The organism is Microbacterium sp. W4I4 (assembly GCF_030816235.1).
Taxonomy (GTDB): Bacteria; Actinomycetota; Actinomycetes; order Actinomycetales; family Microbacteriaceae; genus Microbacterium.
In genome coordinates this window covers 2788427-2805664 of the sequence record NZ_JAUSXT010000001.1, presented here as the reverse complement: position 1 = coordinate 2805664, position 17238 = coordinate 2788427, and the positions used below count along the sequence as shown (strand labels likewise).

14 protein-coding genes and 1 riboswitch are annotated in these 17238 nt (G+C 69.7%); of the genes, 3 read left to right on the top strand and 11 right to left on the bottom strand.

Annotation, left to right across the window (positions count from 1 at the left end; translation table 11 throughout):
* Entirely contained in the window at positions 1 to 651 is a 651-nt protein-coding gene (locus QF046_RS13280) for an ECF transporter S component (RefSeq protein WP_307370583.1), read from the bottom strand.
* Positions 644 to 753, bottom strand: a riboswitch (TPP riboswitch). Its footprint overlaps the gene before it by 8 nt.
* Positions 754 to 1000: 247 nt before the next feature.
* The gene (locus tag QF046_RS13275; RefSeq protein ID WP_307370582.1) at positions 1001 to 1177 is read right to left on the bottom strand and encodes a hypothetical protein; all 177 of its coding nucleotides are present in this window, start codon (positions 1175 to 1177) and stop codon (positions 1001 to 1003) included.
* Between the two features lie 41 nt (positions 1178 to 1218).
* Here QF046_RS13275 and QF046_RS13270 point away from each other — a divergent pair, with 41 nt between their 5' ends.
* On the top strand, positions 1219 to 2403 hold the full coding sequence (locus QF046_RS13270; protein WP_307370581.1) for a D-alanyl-D-alanine carboxypeptidase: 1185 nt from the start codon (positions 1219 to 1221) through the stop codon (positions 2401 to 2403).
* Between the two features lie 185 nt (positions 2404 to 2588).
* On the opposite strand, the gene QF046_RS13265 is transcribed toward QF046_RS13270, so the two are convergent.
* Both QF046_RS13265 and QF046_RS13260 read right to left on the bottom strand, forming a co-directional pair.
* Positions 2589 to 4727, bottom strand: a complete 2139-nt coding sequence (locus QF046_RS13265) for an ABC transporter ATP-binding protein (protein ID WP_307372842.1) — start codon at positions 4725 to 4727, stop codon at positions 2589 to 2591.
* Positions 4728 to 4828: 101 nt separating this feature from the next.
* A complete protein-coding gene (locus QF046_RS13260; protein ID WP_307370579.1) occupies positions 4829 to 6556 on the bottom strand; it encodes an ABC transporter ATP-binding protein in 1728 nt (575 codons plus the stop codon).
* 185 nt (positions 6557 to 6741) lie between these two features.
* On the opposite strand from QF046_RS13260, the gene QF046_RS13255 reads away from it, so the two are divergent.
* Positions 6742 to 7905, top strand: coding sequence for a glycosyltransferase family 4 protein (locus tag QF046_RS13255; RefSeq protein ID WP_307370576.1), 1164 nt, complete (start codon positions 6742 to 6744; stop codon positions 7903 to 7905).
* A gap of 211 nt (positions 7906 to 8116) precedes the next feature.
* Here QF046_RS13255 and QF046_RS13250 read toward each other — a convergent pair whose 3' ends face one another.
* The gene (locus QF046_RS13250; RefSeq protein ID WP_307370574.1) at positions 8117 to 9172 is read right to left on the bottom strand and encodes an enoyl-CoA hydratase/isomerase family protein; all 1056 of its coding nucleotides are present in this window, start codon (positions 9170 to 9172) and stop codon (positions 8117 to 8119) included.
* Positions 9173 to 9305: 133 nt separating this feature from the next.
* On the opposite strand from QF046_RS13250, the gene QF046_RS13245 reads away from it, so the two are divergent.
* The gene (locus tag QF046_RS13245) at positions 9306 to 11597 is read left to right on the top strand and encodes an ATP-binding cassette domain-containing protein (RefSeq protein WP_307370572.1); all 2292 of its coding nucleotides are present in this window, start codon (positions 9306 to 9308) and stop codon (positions 11595 to 11597) included.
* A gap of 41 nt (positions 11598 to 11638) precedes the next feature.
* Here the strand turns inward: QF046_RS13245 and QF046_RS13240 are convergent, their stop codons facing one another.
* The 6 genes from QF046_RS13240 to hemQ all read right to left on the bottom strand — a co-directional run bounded on the left by QF046_RS13240 (position 11639) and on the right by hemQ (position 17186).
* Positions 11639 to 12088 (bottom strand): hypothetical protein, encoded by a 450-nt coding sequence (locus tag QF046_RS13240; RefSeq protein WP_307370569.1) that lies wholly within the window; start codon positions 12086 to 12088, stop codon positions 11639 to 11641.
* Between the two features lie 94 nt (positions 12089 to 12182).
* Complete coding sequence (locus QF046_RS13235; RefSeq protein ID WP_307370566.1) at positions 12183 to 13505, bottom strand: glutamate-1-semialdehyde 2,1-aminomutase; 1323 nt, start codon at positions 13503 to 13505, stop codon at positions 12183 to 12185.
* Positions 13506 to 13715: 210 nt separating this feature from the next.
* The gene (gene hemB, locus QF046_RS13230; protein ID WP_307370564.1) at positions 13716 to 14711 is read right to left on the bottom strand and encodes a porphobilinogen synthase; all 996 of its coding nucleotides are present in this window, start codon (positions 14709 to 14711) and stop codon (positions 13716 to 13718) included.
* Positions 14708 to 15505, bottom strand: coding sequence for a uroporphyrinogen-III synthase (locus QF046_RS13225; protein ID WP_307370562.1), 798 nt, complete (start codon positions 15503 to 15505; stop codon positions 14708 to 14710). Before QF046_RS13225 ends, hemB begins: the two co-directional genes overlap by 4 nt.
* Positions 15506 to 15510: 5 nt before the next feature.
* The gene (gene hemC / locus QF046_RS13220) at positions 15511 to 16497 is read right to left on the bottom strand and encodes a hydroxymethylbilane synthase (protein ID WP_307370559.1); all 987 of its coding nucleotides are present in this window, start codon (positions 16495 to 16497) and stop codon (positions 15511 to 15513) included.
* Positions 16494 to 17186, bottom strand: a complete 693-nt coding sequence (gene hemQ / locus QF046_RS13215) for a hydrogen peroxide-dependent heme synthase (protein ID WP_307370556.1) — start codon at positions 17184 to 17186, stop codon at positions 16494 to 16496. The genes hemC and hemQ overlap by 4 nt, the downstream gene beginning before the upstream one ends.
* Positions 17187 to 17238 lie beyond the last annotated feature (52 nt).

The following is a 17238-nucleotide window of genomic DNA, read 5'->3' as shown; positions in this document are numbered from 1 at the left end:
TCAGACCTCCTGGCGCGATTCCCGCCCGGCGGCGAAGCGGCTCAGCGCACCCGTGGCGGCCAGCGCGCGCACGAGCATCCAGCCGACGACGCCGGCGAGCACCGCACCCGAGACGACCAGCGTGCCGAGGTAGATCGCGTTGAACTCGACGCTCTTCAGGAAGTTCGGCGACGAGCCGTAGAACATCTCGAAGACCCAGGCGGCCACGGCCGCGCCGATACCCGCCAGCGCAGCGGCGACGACACCGAAGCGGCGGTAGAAGAACAGCGCGAAGATCAGCTCGGCACCCAACCCCTGCACGAGGCCGGACAGCACCGTCGAGACGCCCCAGACGTTGCCGATGAGCATCGAGACGATCGCCGCGACCACCTCGACCACCAGCGCCGCGCCTGGCTTGCGGATCACGAGACCGCCGATCACGCCGCCGATCAGCCAGATGCCCACGGCGATGCCGCCGAGCCCGGGTGTCAGCGCATCGGCAGCGCCGAACCAGGCGCCGCCGACGACGTTCCAGGCCCAGAACAGCAGGCCGATCGCCACGCCGAGAACGGCGGCCACGACGATGTCCACGACCCGCCAGCGCAGGTTGCGAGTCGTGCGGGCGGTACCGGCCTCGGTGACGGATGCGGACGTGCTTGCAGACGTACTCATTGGAACTCCTCCCTGCGCCGGCATGATCCGGATCAGGTTCGACGGTCGAAGCGCGGTTCGCTTCCTCTCAGCCCGGCGCGCCGGACTCCCGTGGTTATGCCATCGATCTTAGCGCGCACATAGCCCACGACGCGGTGCGATTCGGTAGCGTAGGGCGGGTGACTGTCTCCCCCGATGCCACGCGTCCTGTCACGCGCAGAACTCTTCGAGAACGCACGCGCGCGCATTCGGACTCGACCCGCGACCCCCGCCCGGTCGAGGCGGCCCCCGACACGCAGGCTCCACCAGCACCGGAAACCGCCCTCCCGACACTGTTCACCCGCGATACTGACGCTGTGGATGTCATCGATCAGGCGCCGCTGCCGGGCGGACAGGGGAAGCGCGGTGATCCCGGGTCGGTCGCCGCCACGGCCTGGGCGGATGACGAGAATCCCATCACCGCGCTGACGTGGATCGACCCGACGACGGTCGCCGCGGCGCCCGAGCCGGAGACGAGGTCAGCGCCCGATTCTCTTCGCCGGGGCACGCCTGACCCCCGGCTGGCGGCGACCCCGTGCGCTGGTTCCCGTGGGGATCGTCCTCGCTCTCTGCGCGGCCTACGTCGGCGGCACTCTGCTGTGCCCGCTGGACGCGGTCGCCCCCACGATCACCGCGAATCAGGTCGTGGTCGACGCAGCCCCGGCGGCCACGGTCGTCTGGCCGGGGATCGGCAGCGCGGCCATCGGCATCCAGGGGATGTCGACGCTGGCGTCCACCACCGAGCGCGCCGAGATCGCGAGCATCACCAAGATCGCCTCGGTGATGATGGTGCTCGAGAAGCTGCCCCTCAAGGTGGGCGAGCAGGGTCCGAGCTTCGAATTCACCAAGGCCGACCACCGCGACTACCTGCAGTACCGCTGGTCCAACCAGTCATCGCTGGACGTGCCGGTCGGCGGCAGCCTGACCGAGTATCAGATGCTGCAGGGCGTACTGCTCGGGTCGGCGAACAACTACATCGACCGGCTGGCGCGCGAGCTGTGGGGCAGCGAGGCGGCCTTCGCGGAGGCCTCGGCCACCTGGCTCAGCGACCATGGTGTCGAGGGCATCTCGCTGCACAGCCCGTCAGGCTTCGACCACGACAATGTCGCGACCCCTGCCGCGCTGGTGCGGCTGGGCGAGGTGGCGATGGAGAACCCGGTGCTCGCCGAGATCGTCGGAACGCGCTCCGCTGAGATCCCAGGGGTCGGCACCGTCACCAACACCAACAAGATGCTGGATGATGCCGGCGTGATCGGCATGAAGACCGGCACGCTCACCCAGCAGTGGAACCTGCTGACCGCCAAGGACGTCGCCAGCGGTGACACCACCGTGCGCCTGTTCACCTCGGTGCTCGGGCAGGAGAGCAACGCCGACCGGCTCGCGGTGTCCCGCCAGCTGCTCGCCGGCGTCGAGAAGTCCTTGGCGGAGCAGCCGGTGTCCGTCCCGAAGGGCACGGTCGTCGGACGTGTGTCGACCGAGTGGGGCGACAAGGTCGACGTGGTGACGGATGCCGATGCGAAGGTCGTGCTGTGGAACGGCGCGGCCGCGACAGCGACGGCTGACCTCGCGCTGGGATCGAAGAGCACGGCGGGCTCGAAGGTCGGCACCCTGACCACCGAGGGCCCGGTCGACACGGTCCAGACGCCGGTGTCGCTCGCCGCGGACGTGGAGGCCCCCAGCGCCTGGTGGCGGCTGACGCATCCCCTCGAGCTGTTCGGCATCGACACGAACTGATCCGGGCCGCGCATCTGCCAGCCGGCAGCCCTCGCTCGACAGATGTCGGCAGAGACGACGGATGTCGGGCGAGAACGCGGATTTGAGCCGACATCCGTCGTCTGAGCCGACACCTGTGGCGCCGATCCTCGGCTGGACCGCGAAGACGCCCGCCCCCGTGCGGGGACGGGCGTCTTCGACGTGGGTCAGGCGCGATCGGAGCCGGAGTGGCCCTCGGATGCCGATGACTCGGACTCCCGCACGGCCTCGGCGAACCGGATCGCATCCGGAGCCTCGGCGACGGCCTCGTCCTCGGCATCGCCGGTGACGATGACCGGGGTGGAGCCGGTGAGGGCGTCCTCGGCGTCGGGATCGGATGCGGCCTGCTCGAACTGCGACTGGTACAGCCGCCAGTAGGCGCCCTGCTCGGCGATCAGCGACTCGTGATCGCCCTGCTCGACGATGTCGCCGTGCTCCATGACGAGGATCAGGTCCGCGTCGCGGATCGTCGACAGACGGTGCGCGATCACGAACGACGTGCGTCCCTTGCGCAGCGCGGCCATGGCGTGCTGCAGCAGCAGTTCGGTGCGGGTGTCGACCGCACTGGTGGCCTCGTCGAGGATGAGGATCGACGGCTGAGCGACGAACGCACGGGCGATCGTGATCAGCTGGCGCTCACCGGCCGAGACGTTCGACGCGTCCTCGTCGAGAACGGTGTCGTATCCCTCGGGCAGCGAGTGCACGAACCGGTCGACGTAGGTGGCGGTCGCCGCCGCCACGATCTCGTCGTCGGAGGCCGACTCGTTGCCGTAGCGGATGTTGTCCCGGATCGTGCCGCCGAACAGCCACGGGTCCTGCAGCACCATGCCGGTGCGCCGGCGCAGGTCGTCGCGCGTCATCTCGGCGATGTCCTGTCCGTCGAGCAGGATGCGCCCCGAATTCAGCTCGTAGAACCGCATGATCAGGTTGACCAGGGTGGTCTTGCCCGCACCGGTCGGCCCGACGATGGCGACCGTCTGACCGGGCTCGACCTGGAACGACAGGTCACGGATCAGGGGACGCTCCTCGCTGTACGAGAACGCGACGTGGTCGAACTCGATCACGCCACGACCGCCGTCGACGGTCGGAGCATCCTCGGCATCCGGGTCCTGCTCATCGGCATCCAGGAAGTCGAACACGCGCTCGGCCGAGGCCGTACCGGACTGCACCACCGCTGCCATGCCGCCCAGCTCGCTGAGCGGCTGGCTGAACTGCTGCGAGTACTGGATGAACGCCTGCACGTCGCCGAGGCGCAGGTTGCCGCTGGCGACCATGAGCCCGCCGAGCACCGCGATGCCCACATAGGTGAGGTTTCCGATGAACATCATGGCGGGCATGATGATGCCCGACAGGAACTGCGCCTTGAAGCTCGCCTGGAACAGCTCCTCGTTCTCGACCTGGAAGCTGTCGAGGGCGTCCTTCTCGCGACCGAACACCTTGACGAGGGCGTGGCCCGAGAAGGCCTCCTCGACACGGGCGTTCAGTCGGCCGACCTTGCGCCACTGGATGCCGAAGGCCTTCTGGGAGCGCGGTCCGATGACGCCGAAGATGACGGCCATCAGCGGCAGCGAGACCAGTGCCACCAGCGCCAGCTGCCACGAGATCGAGAACATCATGACCAGCACGCCCACGACGGTGAGCACCGATGTCAGCGCCCCGGACAGCGACTGCTGCATGGTCTGAGTGATGTTGTCGATGTCGTTCGTCACGCGCGAGATCAGCTCACCGCGCTGCACCTTGTCGAAGTACGACAGCGGCAGGCGGTTGATCTTCGCCTCGACGTCCTCGCGCAGGCGCCACATGGTGCGGACCATGATCACGTTGATCACATAGCCCTGCAGCCAGCTGAGCACCGAGGCGACGAGATAGATGGCCATGACCGCGAGGATGATCCAGCGCAGCCGCTCGAAGTCGACACCATCGCCGACGGAGAAGTCGTCCATCGCGGCGACCATGTCGGCGAAGGTTCCCTGGTTCGCCTGGCGCAGACCCTCGACGACCTGGTCCTGGCTCATGCCCTTCGGGAAGCCGTTGTCGCCGAGCGTCTTGGAGATGAAACCCTCGTAGACGATGTTCGTCGCCTCGCCGAGGATCTTCGGCGCGGCGACCGAGAGCACGACGCCGAGCGCGCCGAAGAACGACACGAGCACGAGCCAGGCCGCGGACGGCTTGAGCAGCCCGAGCATGCGTCGGAAGCTGGGACCGAAGTGGTCGGCCTTTCCGGGCGCGGGCCCGTCGAACATGCCGCCGCCCTGCTGGCGCGCCTTCTCCGCCTGCTCGGCCTCTTCCTTCTCGGCCGCGGTCATCTCGACCACGGGTGCCGTGGCACCTGCGCGTGCGGCGGCGATCCGCTCGCGGCGGCTCAGCTTCTTGTCGTTGCTCTGGTCTTCAGAGTTCGATGAGCGGCTCATGCGTCCACCCCCAGCTGCGACACGACGATCTCCTTGTAGGTCTCGCTCGACGCGAGCAGCTCCTCGTGGGTTCCGACGCCGACGACGGCACCGTCCTCGAGGACGACGATGCGGTCGGCATCCGTGATGGTCGAGACGCGCTGCGCGACGACGATCTTGGTCACATCCGGCAGCTCGCGCCAGAGGGCCTGGCGCAATCTGGCATCCGTGGTCAGGTCGAGAGCCGAGAACGAGTCGTCGAAGACGAGGATCTTCGGCTGATGCACGATCGCGCGGGCGATCGCCAGACGCTGGCGCTGACCGCCCGAGACGTTCGTGCCGCCCTGCGCGATGCGCGAGTCGAGCCCGTCGGGCATCTCCTCGACGAAGTCGCGACCCTGCGCGATCTCGAGCGCCTTCCAGAGCTCCTCGTCCGTCGCCTCCTCGCGCCCGTAGCGGAGGTTGGACGCCACGGTGCCGGTGAACAGGAACGGACGCTGCGGCACGAGGCCGATGCCGGACCACAGCGTGTCGAGGTCGGCTTCGCGCACGTCCACGCCGCCGATGGAGACGGAACCGCCGGTCGCATCGAACAGACGCGGGATCAGCGAGACGAGCGTGGTCTTGCCTGAGCCCGTCGAGCCGATGATCGCGACGGTCTCGCCCGGCTCGGCGTGGAAGCTGATGCCGGTGAGCACCGGGACCTCGGCGCCCGGGTAAGTGAACTCCACGTTGTCGAACGCGACGGCGCCGGGGGTCGGGAAGTCGACCTTGCCGTTCTCGGGGCGGGTCATGGACGACTCCGCGTCGAGCACCTCGGCGACGCGCTCGGCGGAGACCGCGGCGCGCGGGATCATCATGGCCATGAAGCTGGACATGATGACGCCCATCATGATCTGCCCGATGTACTGCATGAAGGCGAAGATCGTGCCGACCTCGGCGTTGCCGGCGTTGATCTCGACACCGCCGAACCAGATCACGGCGACGACGGTGACGTTGAGCACCAGCATGAACAGCGGGAACATCAGCACGAACAGCGAGCCGATGTTGCGACCGAGCGTCATGAGATCGGTGTTGACCTCGCGGAAGCGGCGCTCCTCGATGCGCTCGCGCACGAAGGCGCGCACGACGCGCACCCCGGTGAGCTGTTCGCGCATGATGCGGTTGACGTCATCGAGCTTGCGCTGGTTCGCGCGGAACAGCGGCACCATGCGGCCGATGATCAGCACGGCGATGAGCAGCAGCAGCGGCACGGACACGGCGATCAGCCAGCTGAGCCCGACGTCGGTCTGCACGGCTTTGATGATGCCGCCGATGGCGAGCAGCGGCGCGGTGACGAACATCGTCGCGCCCATCATGGCGAGCATCTGCACCTGCTGCACGTCGTTCGTGTTGCGGGTGATGAGCGAACCGGCGCCGAACTGCGACACCTCGCGCTCGGAGAAGCCGCTCACGCGGGCGAACACGTCGGCGCGCATGTCACGGCCGGCGGCCATGGCCATGCGGGCGGCGAAGAAGGTGGCGACGATCGAGGCGACGATCTGGCCGAGCGAGACCAGCAGCATGAAGCCGCCGCGGCTCCAGATGTAGCCGATATCGGCCTTGGCGACACCATTGTTGATGATGTCGGCGTTGATCTCGGGCAGGTTCAGCGAGGCCATCACACTGGCGAACTGCAGCACCACGACCAGGAGCAGCAGCCACCAGTATCTGGTGATGTAGCGGACGAGGATTTTTCCCAGCACAGGCGGACTTCCTTGGGGGATTCGGAGCGGACCGAAAATCGGCCACTAGACAGAGTGCCACGATCCACCGACATCCGTATCCCCCTGAGGTATGACCTTCGCTGAAAGCGAAACGAACACCAGATGGGAGCCGCTTCCTGCATCCGATCGAAGAACCCTCCATCCGCCGCGAATAGACTCGCAGCATGCCGGAAGAGCCTGCCACCACCCCTGCCGTGCTGATGGTGTGCGACTACTCGCTGCGCTACCTCGGCGGCGCGCAGACCGCGTTCATCCGCCAGGCCGAGGCGCTCGCCGGCGAAGGGGTTCCTGTCGTCGTGCTGGCTCCGGATGCCGATGAGCTGACGACCGAGGGCGTGGCCACCATCGCGCCGCCCCGCCGCGGCAGCATCCCAGTGCTCGACCTTCCTCTTCTGGGACGCGCCCGCGATCTCGAGCCGCTGGTCGCGTCCGTCGTGCGCCGGCACCGGATCGGCGCGATCGTCGTGCACTCCGAGTTCGCCCTCGCGGCTGCCGCCCTCGCTGTCGGCAAGCGGCTCGGCATCCCCGTCCTGCACACCGTGCACACCTTCTTCTGGCGCGCGCCGGGTGCCCTCGCGCCGTTCGCGCCCATCGTCTCGCGAGTGCACAGCACCCTCACCGGCATCCGCGGCGGCGATCGGTACACGGGCAGCCACGCGCTGAACAATGCTCTGCGCACGATGACCCTGCGCACCGCGCAGCGCGCCGACATCGTGCTCTCCCCCTCACGGCATCAGGCCGAGGCGCTGCGCGACGCCGGCGCCGGTCGTGTGGAGGCGTTCTCGAACGTCGCCCAGCCGCTGCAGGTGACCGAGCCCGCCGCGGGTGGTCCGCTGCGCCTGCTCTGGGTGGCGCGCTTCGCGCCCGAGAAGCGCGTGGACGTCGCCCTCGACGCCATGCGCAAGGTGGTCGCCGCGATCGGTGTCGACCGGGTGCATCTCGATGTGGCCGGCGGCACGCATCGACCTGTTCCGGGAGTCACGTTCCACGGAGCGGTGCCCGGCGAGCGTGTGGCCGAGCTGATGGATGCCGCGGATGCCGCGCTCATCACCTCACTGGGCTTCGACAACCAGCCCATGGTGGCGCTGGAGGCGTTCGCGCACGGCCGCCCCGTGATCGTGAGCGACCCGGTGCTGGGTGGCGAGTTCGGGGATGCCGCGCTGCTCACGCCGACTCCGGATGCCGCGGGCCTGGCCGAGCTGATCCTGCAGCTCGAGGCGGACCGCACCCTGCTCGACGCCCCGCGCGACGGCGCGCTCGCCTATGCGCGCGACCGCGTCGCCGCCGCGCACGTCGCCCGCCTGCAGGAGCTCATCGCCTCGGTCTGAGCTGCGCGCGGCATCCGCCCGCGCATTCGCCCGCCCTTCGCAGGGCGCAACACGCCGCAACACCCACCGGGGAGCAACCATTCGCGCCCCGCGAACGAGCCGAGCGAGCTGCGCCACCCGCACCCCCTCGCTTCGCAGGGCGCAACACGCCGCATCACCCACCGGGAAGCAACCATCTGCGCCCCGCGAACGAGCCGAGCGGGGCCACCCCTCAGAACAGCGGCACCTCGGGCACGAACTCGCGCGCGCCGACACCCGGGTCCTCGCCCAGGTCGGCGATGGTCGCGGGCTGCCACTTCGGGTTGCGGTCCTTGTCGATCAGCTGCGCGCGGATGCCCTCCACCATGTCGGGCTGCAGTCCGAACCACATCACCCGGCGGTACTCGCCCTCCAGCGCCTCGCGCACGCTGTGCATCTCGCGCGCCTCGCGCACGGCGTCCAGAGTCACGGCGAGCCCGGTGGGCGCCAGCTCCTCCAGCAGGGCGAGGGTGGCGGCGGCATCCGGAGCATCGGATGCTCGCAGCCGCTCGACGATCTCGCCGACCGTCGGCGCGGAGAACACCTCGTCGATCCACGTCCGCGCACCGATCAGCGCCGACGGCTCCGGCGTCTCGTCGAACAGCAGCACCATCTCGTTGGGGATCCCCGGATCCGCACGCCAGGCCAGGGCCTCGCGCAGCCCGTCGAGGTTCTCCGACGGCACGTAGTGGTCGGCGAAGCCGAGGTGCACGGCATCCGCTCCGGTCATGCTCTGTCCGGTCAGCCCGAAGTACTCCCCGAACCGGCCGGGCGCCCGGCCCAGCAGCCAGGTGCCGCCGACGTCGGGCGTGAAGCCGATGCGCGTCTCGGGCATCGCCAGCTTCGAGCGTTCCGTGACGATCCGCACGGACGCGTGCCCGGCCAGGCCGATGCCGCCGCCCATCGTGATGCCGTCGGCGAAGACGACGACCGGCTTCGGGTACTCGGCGATCAGGGCGTTCATGGCGTACTCGGCGCGGAAGAACTCGGCGATGTCGCCCGGGTGGCCTGCGGTGATGTGCTCGTACAGGGCGCGGACGTCGCCACCCGCGCAGAACCCGCGCTCGCCCTCCCCGTCGATGAGCACCGTCTCGATGTCGATGTCGTCGATCCACATCTTCAGCGCGGCGGTGATCCGCTCGATCATGTCCAGATCGAGGGCGTTGATCGCCCGCGGACGGTTGAGAGTTATCCGCCCGAGGGAGTTCTCAGTGCGGACGAGGACGGTGGCAGCTTCGACGTCGGTCACGATCGTCAGGCTACTCCGCTTCGCGATTTGCCCCGATTCGCGGGTGAGGATAGCCATTTCCGGCAGGTGAAGCAGGAATTCCCAGGGATTTCCGAGAAGATGGAGGGAACTGCCCAGATCAGGAGAGGTCGCCATGCCCGAAGGACAGGTGCTCGAGTTCAACCGCATCACGAAGCGCTACGGCGCCGTGACCGCGGTCGCCGACCTCTCGGTGCGCGTCGAACCCGGTGTCGTCACCGGCTTCCTCGGACCCAACGGGGCCGGCAAGACCACGTCGCTGCGGATGCTGCTCGGACAGATCCGTCCCACCTCGGGAACCGCGACGATCGGCGGCTCCTCGTACTCCGAGCTGCGCAACCCGCTGCGCACGGTCGGCGCCGTGCTCGAGGAGGCCGCGTACCGCCCGCGTCGCACCGCATCGCGCCAGCTGCTGATCGCGGCCAAGGGCAACGGCATCCCCGTCTCCCGGGTCGATGAGGTGCTGCGCCTGGTGGGTCTGCAGGAGGATGCCGATACGCGCCTGGGCAGCTACTCGCTCGGCATGCGTCAGCGTCTGGCCGTGGCATCCGCTCTGCTCGGCGATCCGGGTGTGCTCGTGCTCGACGAGCCGGCCAACGGTCTGGACCCCGAGGGCATCCGCTGGATGCGTCTGCTCATGCGCCGACTGGCCGATGAGGGCCGTACGGTGCTGCTGTCCTCGCACGTGCTCAGCGAGATCGAGCAGGTCGCCGACAACGTCGTGGTGCTCTCGAAGGGGCGCTCGGTGTACTCCGGCCGCATCGAGGACCTCGCCGACCCGGCGGGCGGTGCGGTGATCGTGGATGCCGAGAACCGCGCGCAGCTGATCACGGCGCTCTCCGCAGCGAAGGTCGACTTCGATGTCCTGCGCTCGGGCGTCACGGTGCGCGACTCGAACGCCGCCGCCGTCGGTGCGATCACCGCTGCGGCCGGGGTGCCGCTGACGGTGCTGCAGCAGCGCGGCCCGAGCCTGGAGGACGTCTTCCTCGACCTGGTCTACGGCCGTCGCTCCGACAGCCCCCGCCTCGACCAGGTCGCCAACCCGGTCGCGCACGCCCCGCTGAACGACGGCGTCTCGGTCGGCGACACGGCCGGCGACACGGCCGTCGCCGCGAGTGGGATCGCCACCGCCGGGGCGGCTGCGGTCGTCGCGGGCGGTGCTGCGGGATCGGCGGATGCCGCTGTCGAGGCGGATGCTGACACCGCCGCTCCCGCGGATGCGGATGCGGATGCCGCCGATGCGGATGCGGATGCTGCGGACGCTGCGGACGCTGCGGAAGGCGATGCCCCCGAAGCCGGCGCCGAGGACTCCGTCGAGGCGGCGACTCCCACCGCGGATGAAGACGAGGCACCCGCCCCTGTGGCGGACGAGGCCGCCACACCTGTGACTGACGCGGCCGCCGACACCGACGACGCCGAGCCGGCCGAAGGCGGGACCGACGCAGCAGCGATCTCGGAGGAGGCGCCCATCGAAGGCGATCCATCCGATGAGAACGCTCCGTCCGACGAGGAGGACGCCGACGCTTCGTCCGAGGACAGCGCCGACGCTCCGTCAGACGACACCGAGCAGTCCGGCGAGGACACCGAGCAGTCCGGCGAGGACACCGAGCAGCCCAACGAGGACACCGAGCAGCCCGACGACGACGCCGCCGACGCCGACGCTTCCGAGGACACGTCACCCGAGGCGACAAAGCAGACCGACGAGGATGCCCCGTCCGAGGAGAACACCGACTCGACCCCCGAGGCCGACCCTCTGCACGCCGCCGTCGCGAACCTGTGGAATCGTCCCGCATCCGTCGAGCGCGAGGCATCCGACGACGCTGCATCCGACACCGACGACTCCTCCGACGAGCCCGTCGACGAGTCCCCCGCGGACGAAGGCCCCGAGGACTCCGCCCAGGACGCCGAGCACGACGCCGAGGATCTCGACGCCACCCGGGTCCTGCCCCTCGCCACCGAGGCCGTCTCGATCCCCGCGCAGCAGAGCCCCGGCTCGTTCACGGAGCTGATCACCGGCATCCCGGCATCCGCTTCCCGCGATGACGCCGAGCCGACGTCTCCGGCGACCGAGGCGATCGAGGTGTTCGCTCCCCTGCTGTCGAACGATGACGACGACGACTCGGCTGTGGACGATGCGGAGGACAACCCGCATCTCGCCGCCATGCGCACGTCGCTCTCGAGTGCCGCCAGCCGATTCTTCGACGGTCCGGCTCCGGACTACCCCTACAGCCGCGTCCCCGCCGACGCGGCTGCCGAGGAGTCCACCCCGAACGCCGAGCACTCCTCAGACGAGGCCGACCAGCCGTCCGAAGACGCACAGCCCGAAGACGGCCAGTCCGAAGAGGGCCAGCCCGAAGAGGGCGCCGACGCTCACGAGCACCACGACGGCGAGCACCACCAGGGCTGACGCGCATGCCTGATCAGGCAGCGCCCGTGAGGCGGTTCTGATCAGGCCGGGCGCGGACGGATGACCGGTCGCTGACGCGGCTTGCTGACGGGCACCGGCGCTGTCGAGGCGATGTCCACGACATCCTCGGGCTTGTCGGTGACCTCCAGGCGCAGCGCCTGCGTCAGGGCGAGACCGTGCCGGGTGGTGAAGATCAGCCGCTGGTACTGCGCGTCGCCCTCGAGGTCGATCACGACGCTCGGACGACGCTTGCGGATCAGCACGAAATCGGTCGTGCCGGCACCTTTCCAGGTGCCCGCGGCGAGGATGCCGGGAATGTATGTGCCGGGTCCTGGTACGCCGCGCAGCCAGGTCCAGGCGTCGTCGGTGAGCTGCACCCGGGTGATGTGCTCCCGCACGATGTGCAGGTTCTCCCGGTGGAAGGTCGACGCGCGCTCGATCGGCGACAGCACGACCTCGAGTCGTGTCTGATCCAGCAGGAGCGTCACCATGGATCCAGTCTGCCAGCGACGCCCTGCAAGATGCCTGCGACTTGCTCACAACGCGACAACGATCCCGTAGGCGGGATCGCACAGTCGGGTGCGGTCAGGCGGTGGCGGATGCTGCCGCAGCAGCCGCCGCGGGCAGCGCCGCCTCGATCGCGGCGAGCTCCTCCTCGCCGTGCGCGGCGGTGAGGAACCACGCCTCGAAGACGCTCGGGGGCAGGGCGATCCCCTGCTCGCGCATCGCATGGAAGAACGGTGCGTAGCGGAACGACTCCTGGGTCTGCGCCTGCGCGTACGTGGTCGGCGCCTCGGCGGCGAAGACGACGCCGAACAGGCTGCCCGCGCGCGGCACGGCGTGCACCACGCCGGCATCCGTCAGCGCCGCATCGAGCGCGTCGGCGAGACGGGATGCCGCGGCATCCACCGTCGCGTACACCTCGGGTGTCGCGAGGCGCAGCGTGGCCAGACCAGCCGCGACCGACAGCGGATTCCCCGACAGGGTGCCCGCCTGGTACACCGGGCCGACCGGTGCGAGCATGTCCATGACCTGCGCGCTGCCGCCGAGCGCGGCCAGTGGCATCCCGCCGCCGACGACCTTGCCGAAGGTGATGATGTCGGGCAGGTACTGCTCCCCGGCCTCCTGCTGCAGACCCCAGTAGCCTGCGGGGTGCACGCGGAAGCCGGTGAGCACCTCGTCGAGGATCATGAGAGCACCGTGCGCGTGAGCGGTCTCGGCGATCAGCCGGTTGAACCCGGGCAGCGGCGCGACGACGCCCATGTTCGCGGACGCGGCTTCGACGATCACCGCGGCGATGCGGTCGCCGTGCTCGGCGAACACGGCGGCCAGCGCCTCGGGATCGTTGTAGTCGATGACGAGGGTCTGCGCGGCGATCGGCGCGGGCACACCGGCCGAGCCGGGCAGGGCGAGCGTCGCCACGCCGGAGCCGGCGGCGGCCAGCAGACCGTCGGAGTGGCCGTGATAGTGCCCGGCGAACTTGACCAGCAGGTCGCGGCCGGTCGCACCGCGCGCCAGACGGATGGCGGTCATGGTGGCCTCGGTGCCGGTCGACACCAGGCGCACACGCTCGACCGGGCGCGCATCGCCGACGCGCACGCGCTCGGCGATCACCCGGGCGAGCTCGACCTCGCCCTCGGTGGGAGCTCCGAACGACAGGCCGCGCACGGCGGCATCCTGCACCGCCCGCACCACCTCGGGCTGCGCGTGACCGAGCAGCGCCGGCCCCCACGAGGCGACCAGGTCGATGTACTCGCGGCCCGCGGCATCCGTCACCCTGGCGCCGTTCGCGGATGCCAGGAAGCGCGGCGTCCCGCCGACCGACCCGTAGGCCCGGACCGGCGAGTTCACCCCACCCGGGATCACCGAGCGGGCAGCGTCGAACAGGGTGTCATTGCGGTCGGTCATGCGTCCAGCCTACGGATGCCGGCTATGCGCGCGCTCGTGGCTGAGCATCCGCTCGGGGATGGAAAACGTATGTGGAACGGGCCGCGAACCAGCGAAAAGCATCCGCCACCCGCCTGCGCAGATGGAAAACGTCGGCAGGACAGCCCGGGAACCAGCGGAATCCATCCGCAGCGGCGGGCGCGCCCGGTGCGCCCGGCACGCCGAGCAGCGTCAGCGCAGCCAGCGGGCGGCCTCGACGGCCCAGTACGTGAGCACGGCATCCGCACCGGCGCGACGGATCGACATCAGCGACTCCAGGATCGCCGCGTCGCGGTTGATCCAGCCGTTGGCCGCGGCGGCCTCGACCATCGCGTACTCGCCCGACACCTGGTACGCCCACACGGGCACGTCCACGGCGTCGCGCACCTCGCGCAGCACGTCGAGGAAGCCCATCGCGGGCTTGACCATCACGATGTCGGCACCCTCGTCCACGTCGAACAGCGCTTCGCGCACGCCCTCGCGCCGGTTGCCGGGGTCCATCTGGTACGTGCGGCGGTCGCCCTGCAGCTGCGAGTCGACGGCCTCGCGGAAGGGACCGTAGAACGCGCTGGCGTACTTGGCCGAATAGGCCAGCAGCAGGGTGTCCTGGAAGCCCTCCGAGTCCAGCGCCTCGCGGAGGGCGGCCACCTGGCCGTCCATCATGCCGCTGAGCCCGAGCAGGTGCGATCCGGCGCGCGCCTGTGCGAGAGCCATCGAGCGGTAGCGGTCCAGGGTGGCGTCGTTGTCGACCGAGGGCTGGGTCCCTGAGCCTGTCGAAGGTGCCAGCACACCGCAGTGACCGTGGTCGGTGAACTCGTCCAGGCACAGATCGGTCTGCACGACCAGAGCGTCGCCCACCTCGGCGACGAGCGCCGCGGTGGCCACGTTGAGGATGCCGTCGGGATCATCGGCACCGGATCCCTGCGCGTCGCGCACCTCGGGAACACCGAACAGCATCACACCGCCGACACCCGCCTCGGCGGCCTCGACGGCCGCCGCACGCAGTGAATCGAGCGAATGCTGCACGACGCCGGGCATGGAGCCGATCGGAGCCTGCTCGGTCAGGCCCTCGCGCACGAACATAGGCAGCACGAGCTGGCGGGCCTCGAGCGAGGTCTCGCGCACCAGGTTCCGCACCGGCGCGGACTGCCGCAGTCGACGCAGCCGGCTCTGGGGAAAACGGCTCACGGTGCGAACTCGTCCGCTGCGTGAGGAAGGGTGAAGTGCGACACCGTCTCGATGAGCGCATCGACGGTCTGCCGGTCGGCGACCGCCGTGATCGGCAGACCCGCCTTGCGGGCGTCCTTGGCCGTGCGCGGTCCGATGGCCGCCAGCAGTGTGCTGTCGGGGATGTCGGGGAACTGCTCGCGAACCTGACCCGCGACCGAGCCGCTGGTGATGAGGATCGCATTGATGCGACCGTTCTCCACGTCGCGGCGGATGCGCTCCGTGACCGGCACCCCCACCGTGCGGTAGGCGACGACGCTGTCGACGTCGTGTCCGGCGTCGTTGAGCATGACCGACAGGACCGGCTTGGCGATCTCGCTGCGCAGCGACAGGACGCGCCGCGGCTCGGGCTCGAGCGCGATCATCTGATCCGCCATCCCCGCCGCCGAGTTGTCGAGCTCCGGAACGAGGGCCACGTCATAGCCGACCGCCAGGAGTGCTGCGGCCGTGGTCTCGCCGACCGCGGCGATCTTGGTGCGCTTGGGCACCGCCACCCGATGGGCGAAGAGCACGTCGACCGTGGTCGCGCTGGTGACGGTGAGCCAGTCGTAGTGCCCCTCCTGCAGACGCTCGAGCGCCGCGTCCAGGGCATCCTGGTCGGTGGTGGGGGCGAAGTTGATCAGCGGGGCCACCACGGGCACAGCGCCCTGTGCGCGCAGACTGGCGGCGACGCCGTCTCCCCAGGGGCCACCACGGGGCACCAGGATGCGCCAGCCGTCCAGCGGCCGGGCCGTTTTCGTTTCGGAAGCAGTCATCAGGATCACTCTCGCGGGAGAAGGTCGGCCGCTCCCTGTTCGAGCAGCCGATGGGCTGCAGACATGCCGATTTCACGGATCGCGTGCATCGGGTCTGCACCATCGGCAGCACTCGCTCCGTTGCCACTGCCGTTCCGACGAATATACCCCCGGTTCAGGGACTCCGTGACGTCGAGTCCGATCCGGCGGTCTCCGTGGGGGTCGTAGACCACGGCTCGGACGCGGATATCGTCGCCCGTGACCTGCGCATGCGCGGCCATCGGAGCCTGGCATCCGGCCTCGAGTCCGGCGAGGATCACCCGTTCGACGGTCACCGCGATGCGGGTGTCCTCGTCGTCCATCTGAGCGAGCGCCGCGAGGAGTTCCGCGTCGGCATCCACCAGTGTCTCGACGGCGAGCGACCCCTGCCCGGGTGCGGTCGGCCATTCCGACAGACCCAACGGCTCCCGTCGCAGCGGAGAATCCGAGCCGAGACGCGAGAGTCCCGCGGCGGCCAGGATGATGGCATCCAATTCCCCCGACGCGACCCGCGCCAGACGCGAGTCGACGTTGCCGCGGATGTCGATGATCTCGGCACCAGGTGCGCGTCTGCGCACCTGCGCGATGCGACGCGGGGCGCCGGTGCCGACCTTCGACCCGCGGGGCAGGGCGTGCAGCGGGGTGCCGTCGCGGGTGATGACCACGTCGCGGGCGTCCTCGCGGACCGGTGTCGCGGCGATGACCAGCTCGCCCGGCTCGGCGGTGGGCAGATCCTTCAGCGAGTGAACCAGGATGTCGCACTCCCCGGCGATGAGCGCCTCGCGCAGCCGGTTGGCGAAGATGCCCGTCCCGCCGATCTCCGACAGGGAGGCGCGGTTCGTGTCGCCCTCCGAGACGATCGGCACGAGCTCGACCGGCCGACCGGCGATCTTCGCGAGCGCATCCGCGACATGGCCGGACTGCGCCTGCGCGAGAGCGCTGCGGCGCGTGCCGAGACGGATGGGGGTGGTCACTGCAGCACGTCTGCGATCTCGTCGAGGCGGAGACGGCGCCCGGTGTAGAAGGGCACCTCCTCCTTCACATAGCGGCGCGCCTCGGTGTAGCGCAGGTCGCGCATGAGGTCGACCAGCTCGGTCGGGTCATCGGCTTCGAGGGGCAGCAGCCACTCGTAGTCGCCGAGCGCGAACGCGGCGACCGTGTTCGCGAGAACGCCCCGGTGGGCCGCGCCCTTGCGTCCGTGGTCGGCGAGCATCGTGCGCCGCTCGTCCTCCGAGGCGAGGTACCACTCCGGCGTGCGCACGAAGGGGTACAGGCAGAGCCAGCCCTTGGCTTCGACACCGCGCAGGAATGCGGGCACGTGAGCACGGTTGAACTCGGCGTCGCGGTGCACGCCCATGACGTTCCAGACCGGCAGCAGCGAGCGCAGCAGGTCGGTGCGGCGCAGTCGACGCAGCGCACGCTGCAGCTCCTCGGCGGTCGGTCCGTGCAGCCAGACCATCAGGTCGGCATCCGCCTTCAGCCCGCTGACGTCGTAGAAGCCGCGGACCGAGACGCCGGAGTCCTCGATGTACCCGACGATGGTCTCCAGCTCGGTGGCATCCGCCTCGGCGACCGGTGCATCGGGATTTCGACGCCAGACGGCCCAGAGGGTGAATCCCGAGGGAGCGGGTGCGGACTGATCAGCTGCAAGAACTTCCGACATGCTTCCAGTCTGCCCCTTCTGAGCGGGACCGGCTAACCGTGCCTGCGCAGGG

Bases quoted from the DNA above. Each gene is read 5' to 3' on its own strand.
- QF046_RS13225 (WP_307370562.1), bottom strand. From the start codon at position 15,505: ATGACTGCTTCCGAAACGAAAACGGCCCGGCCGCTGGACGGCTGGCGC.
- QF046_RS13245 (WP_307370572.1), top strand. From the start codon at position 9,306: ATGCCCGAAGGACAGGTGCTCGAGTTCAACCGCATCACGAAGCGCTAC.
- QF046_RS13240 (WP_307370569.1), bottom strand. From the start codon at position 12,088: ATGGTGACGCTCCTGCTGGATCAGACACGACTCGAGGTCGTGCTGTCG.
- QF046_RS13280 (WP_307370583.1), bottom strand. From the start codon at position 651: ATGAGTACGTCTGCAAGCACGTCCGCATCCGTCACCGAGGCCGGTACC.
- QF046_RS13235 (WP_307370566.1), bottom strand. From the start codon at position 13,505: ATGACCGACCGCAATGACACCCTGTTCGACGCTGCCCGCTCGGTGATC.
- hemQ (WP_307370556.1), bottom strand. From the start codon at position 17,186: ATGTCGGAAGTTCTTGCAGCTGATCAGTCCGCACCCGCTCCCTCGGGA.
- QF046_RS13265 (WP_307372842.1), bottom strand. From the start codon at position 4,727: ATGACCGCGGCCGAGAAGGAAGAGGCCGAGCAGGCGGAGAAGGCGCGC.
- QF046_RS13255 (WP_307370576.1), top strand. From the start codon at position 6,742: ATGCCGGAAGAGCCTGCCACCACCCCTGCCGTGCTGATGGTGTGCGAC.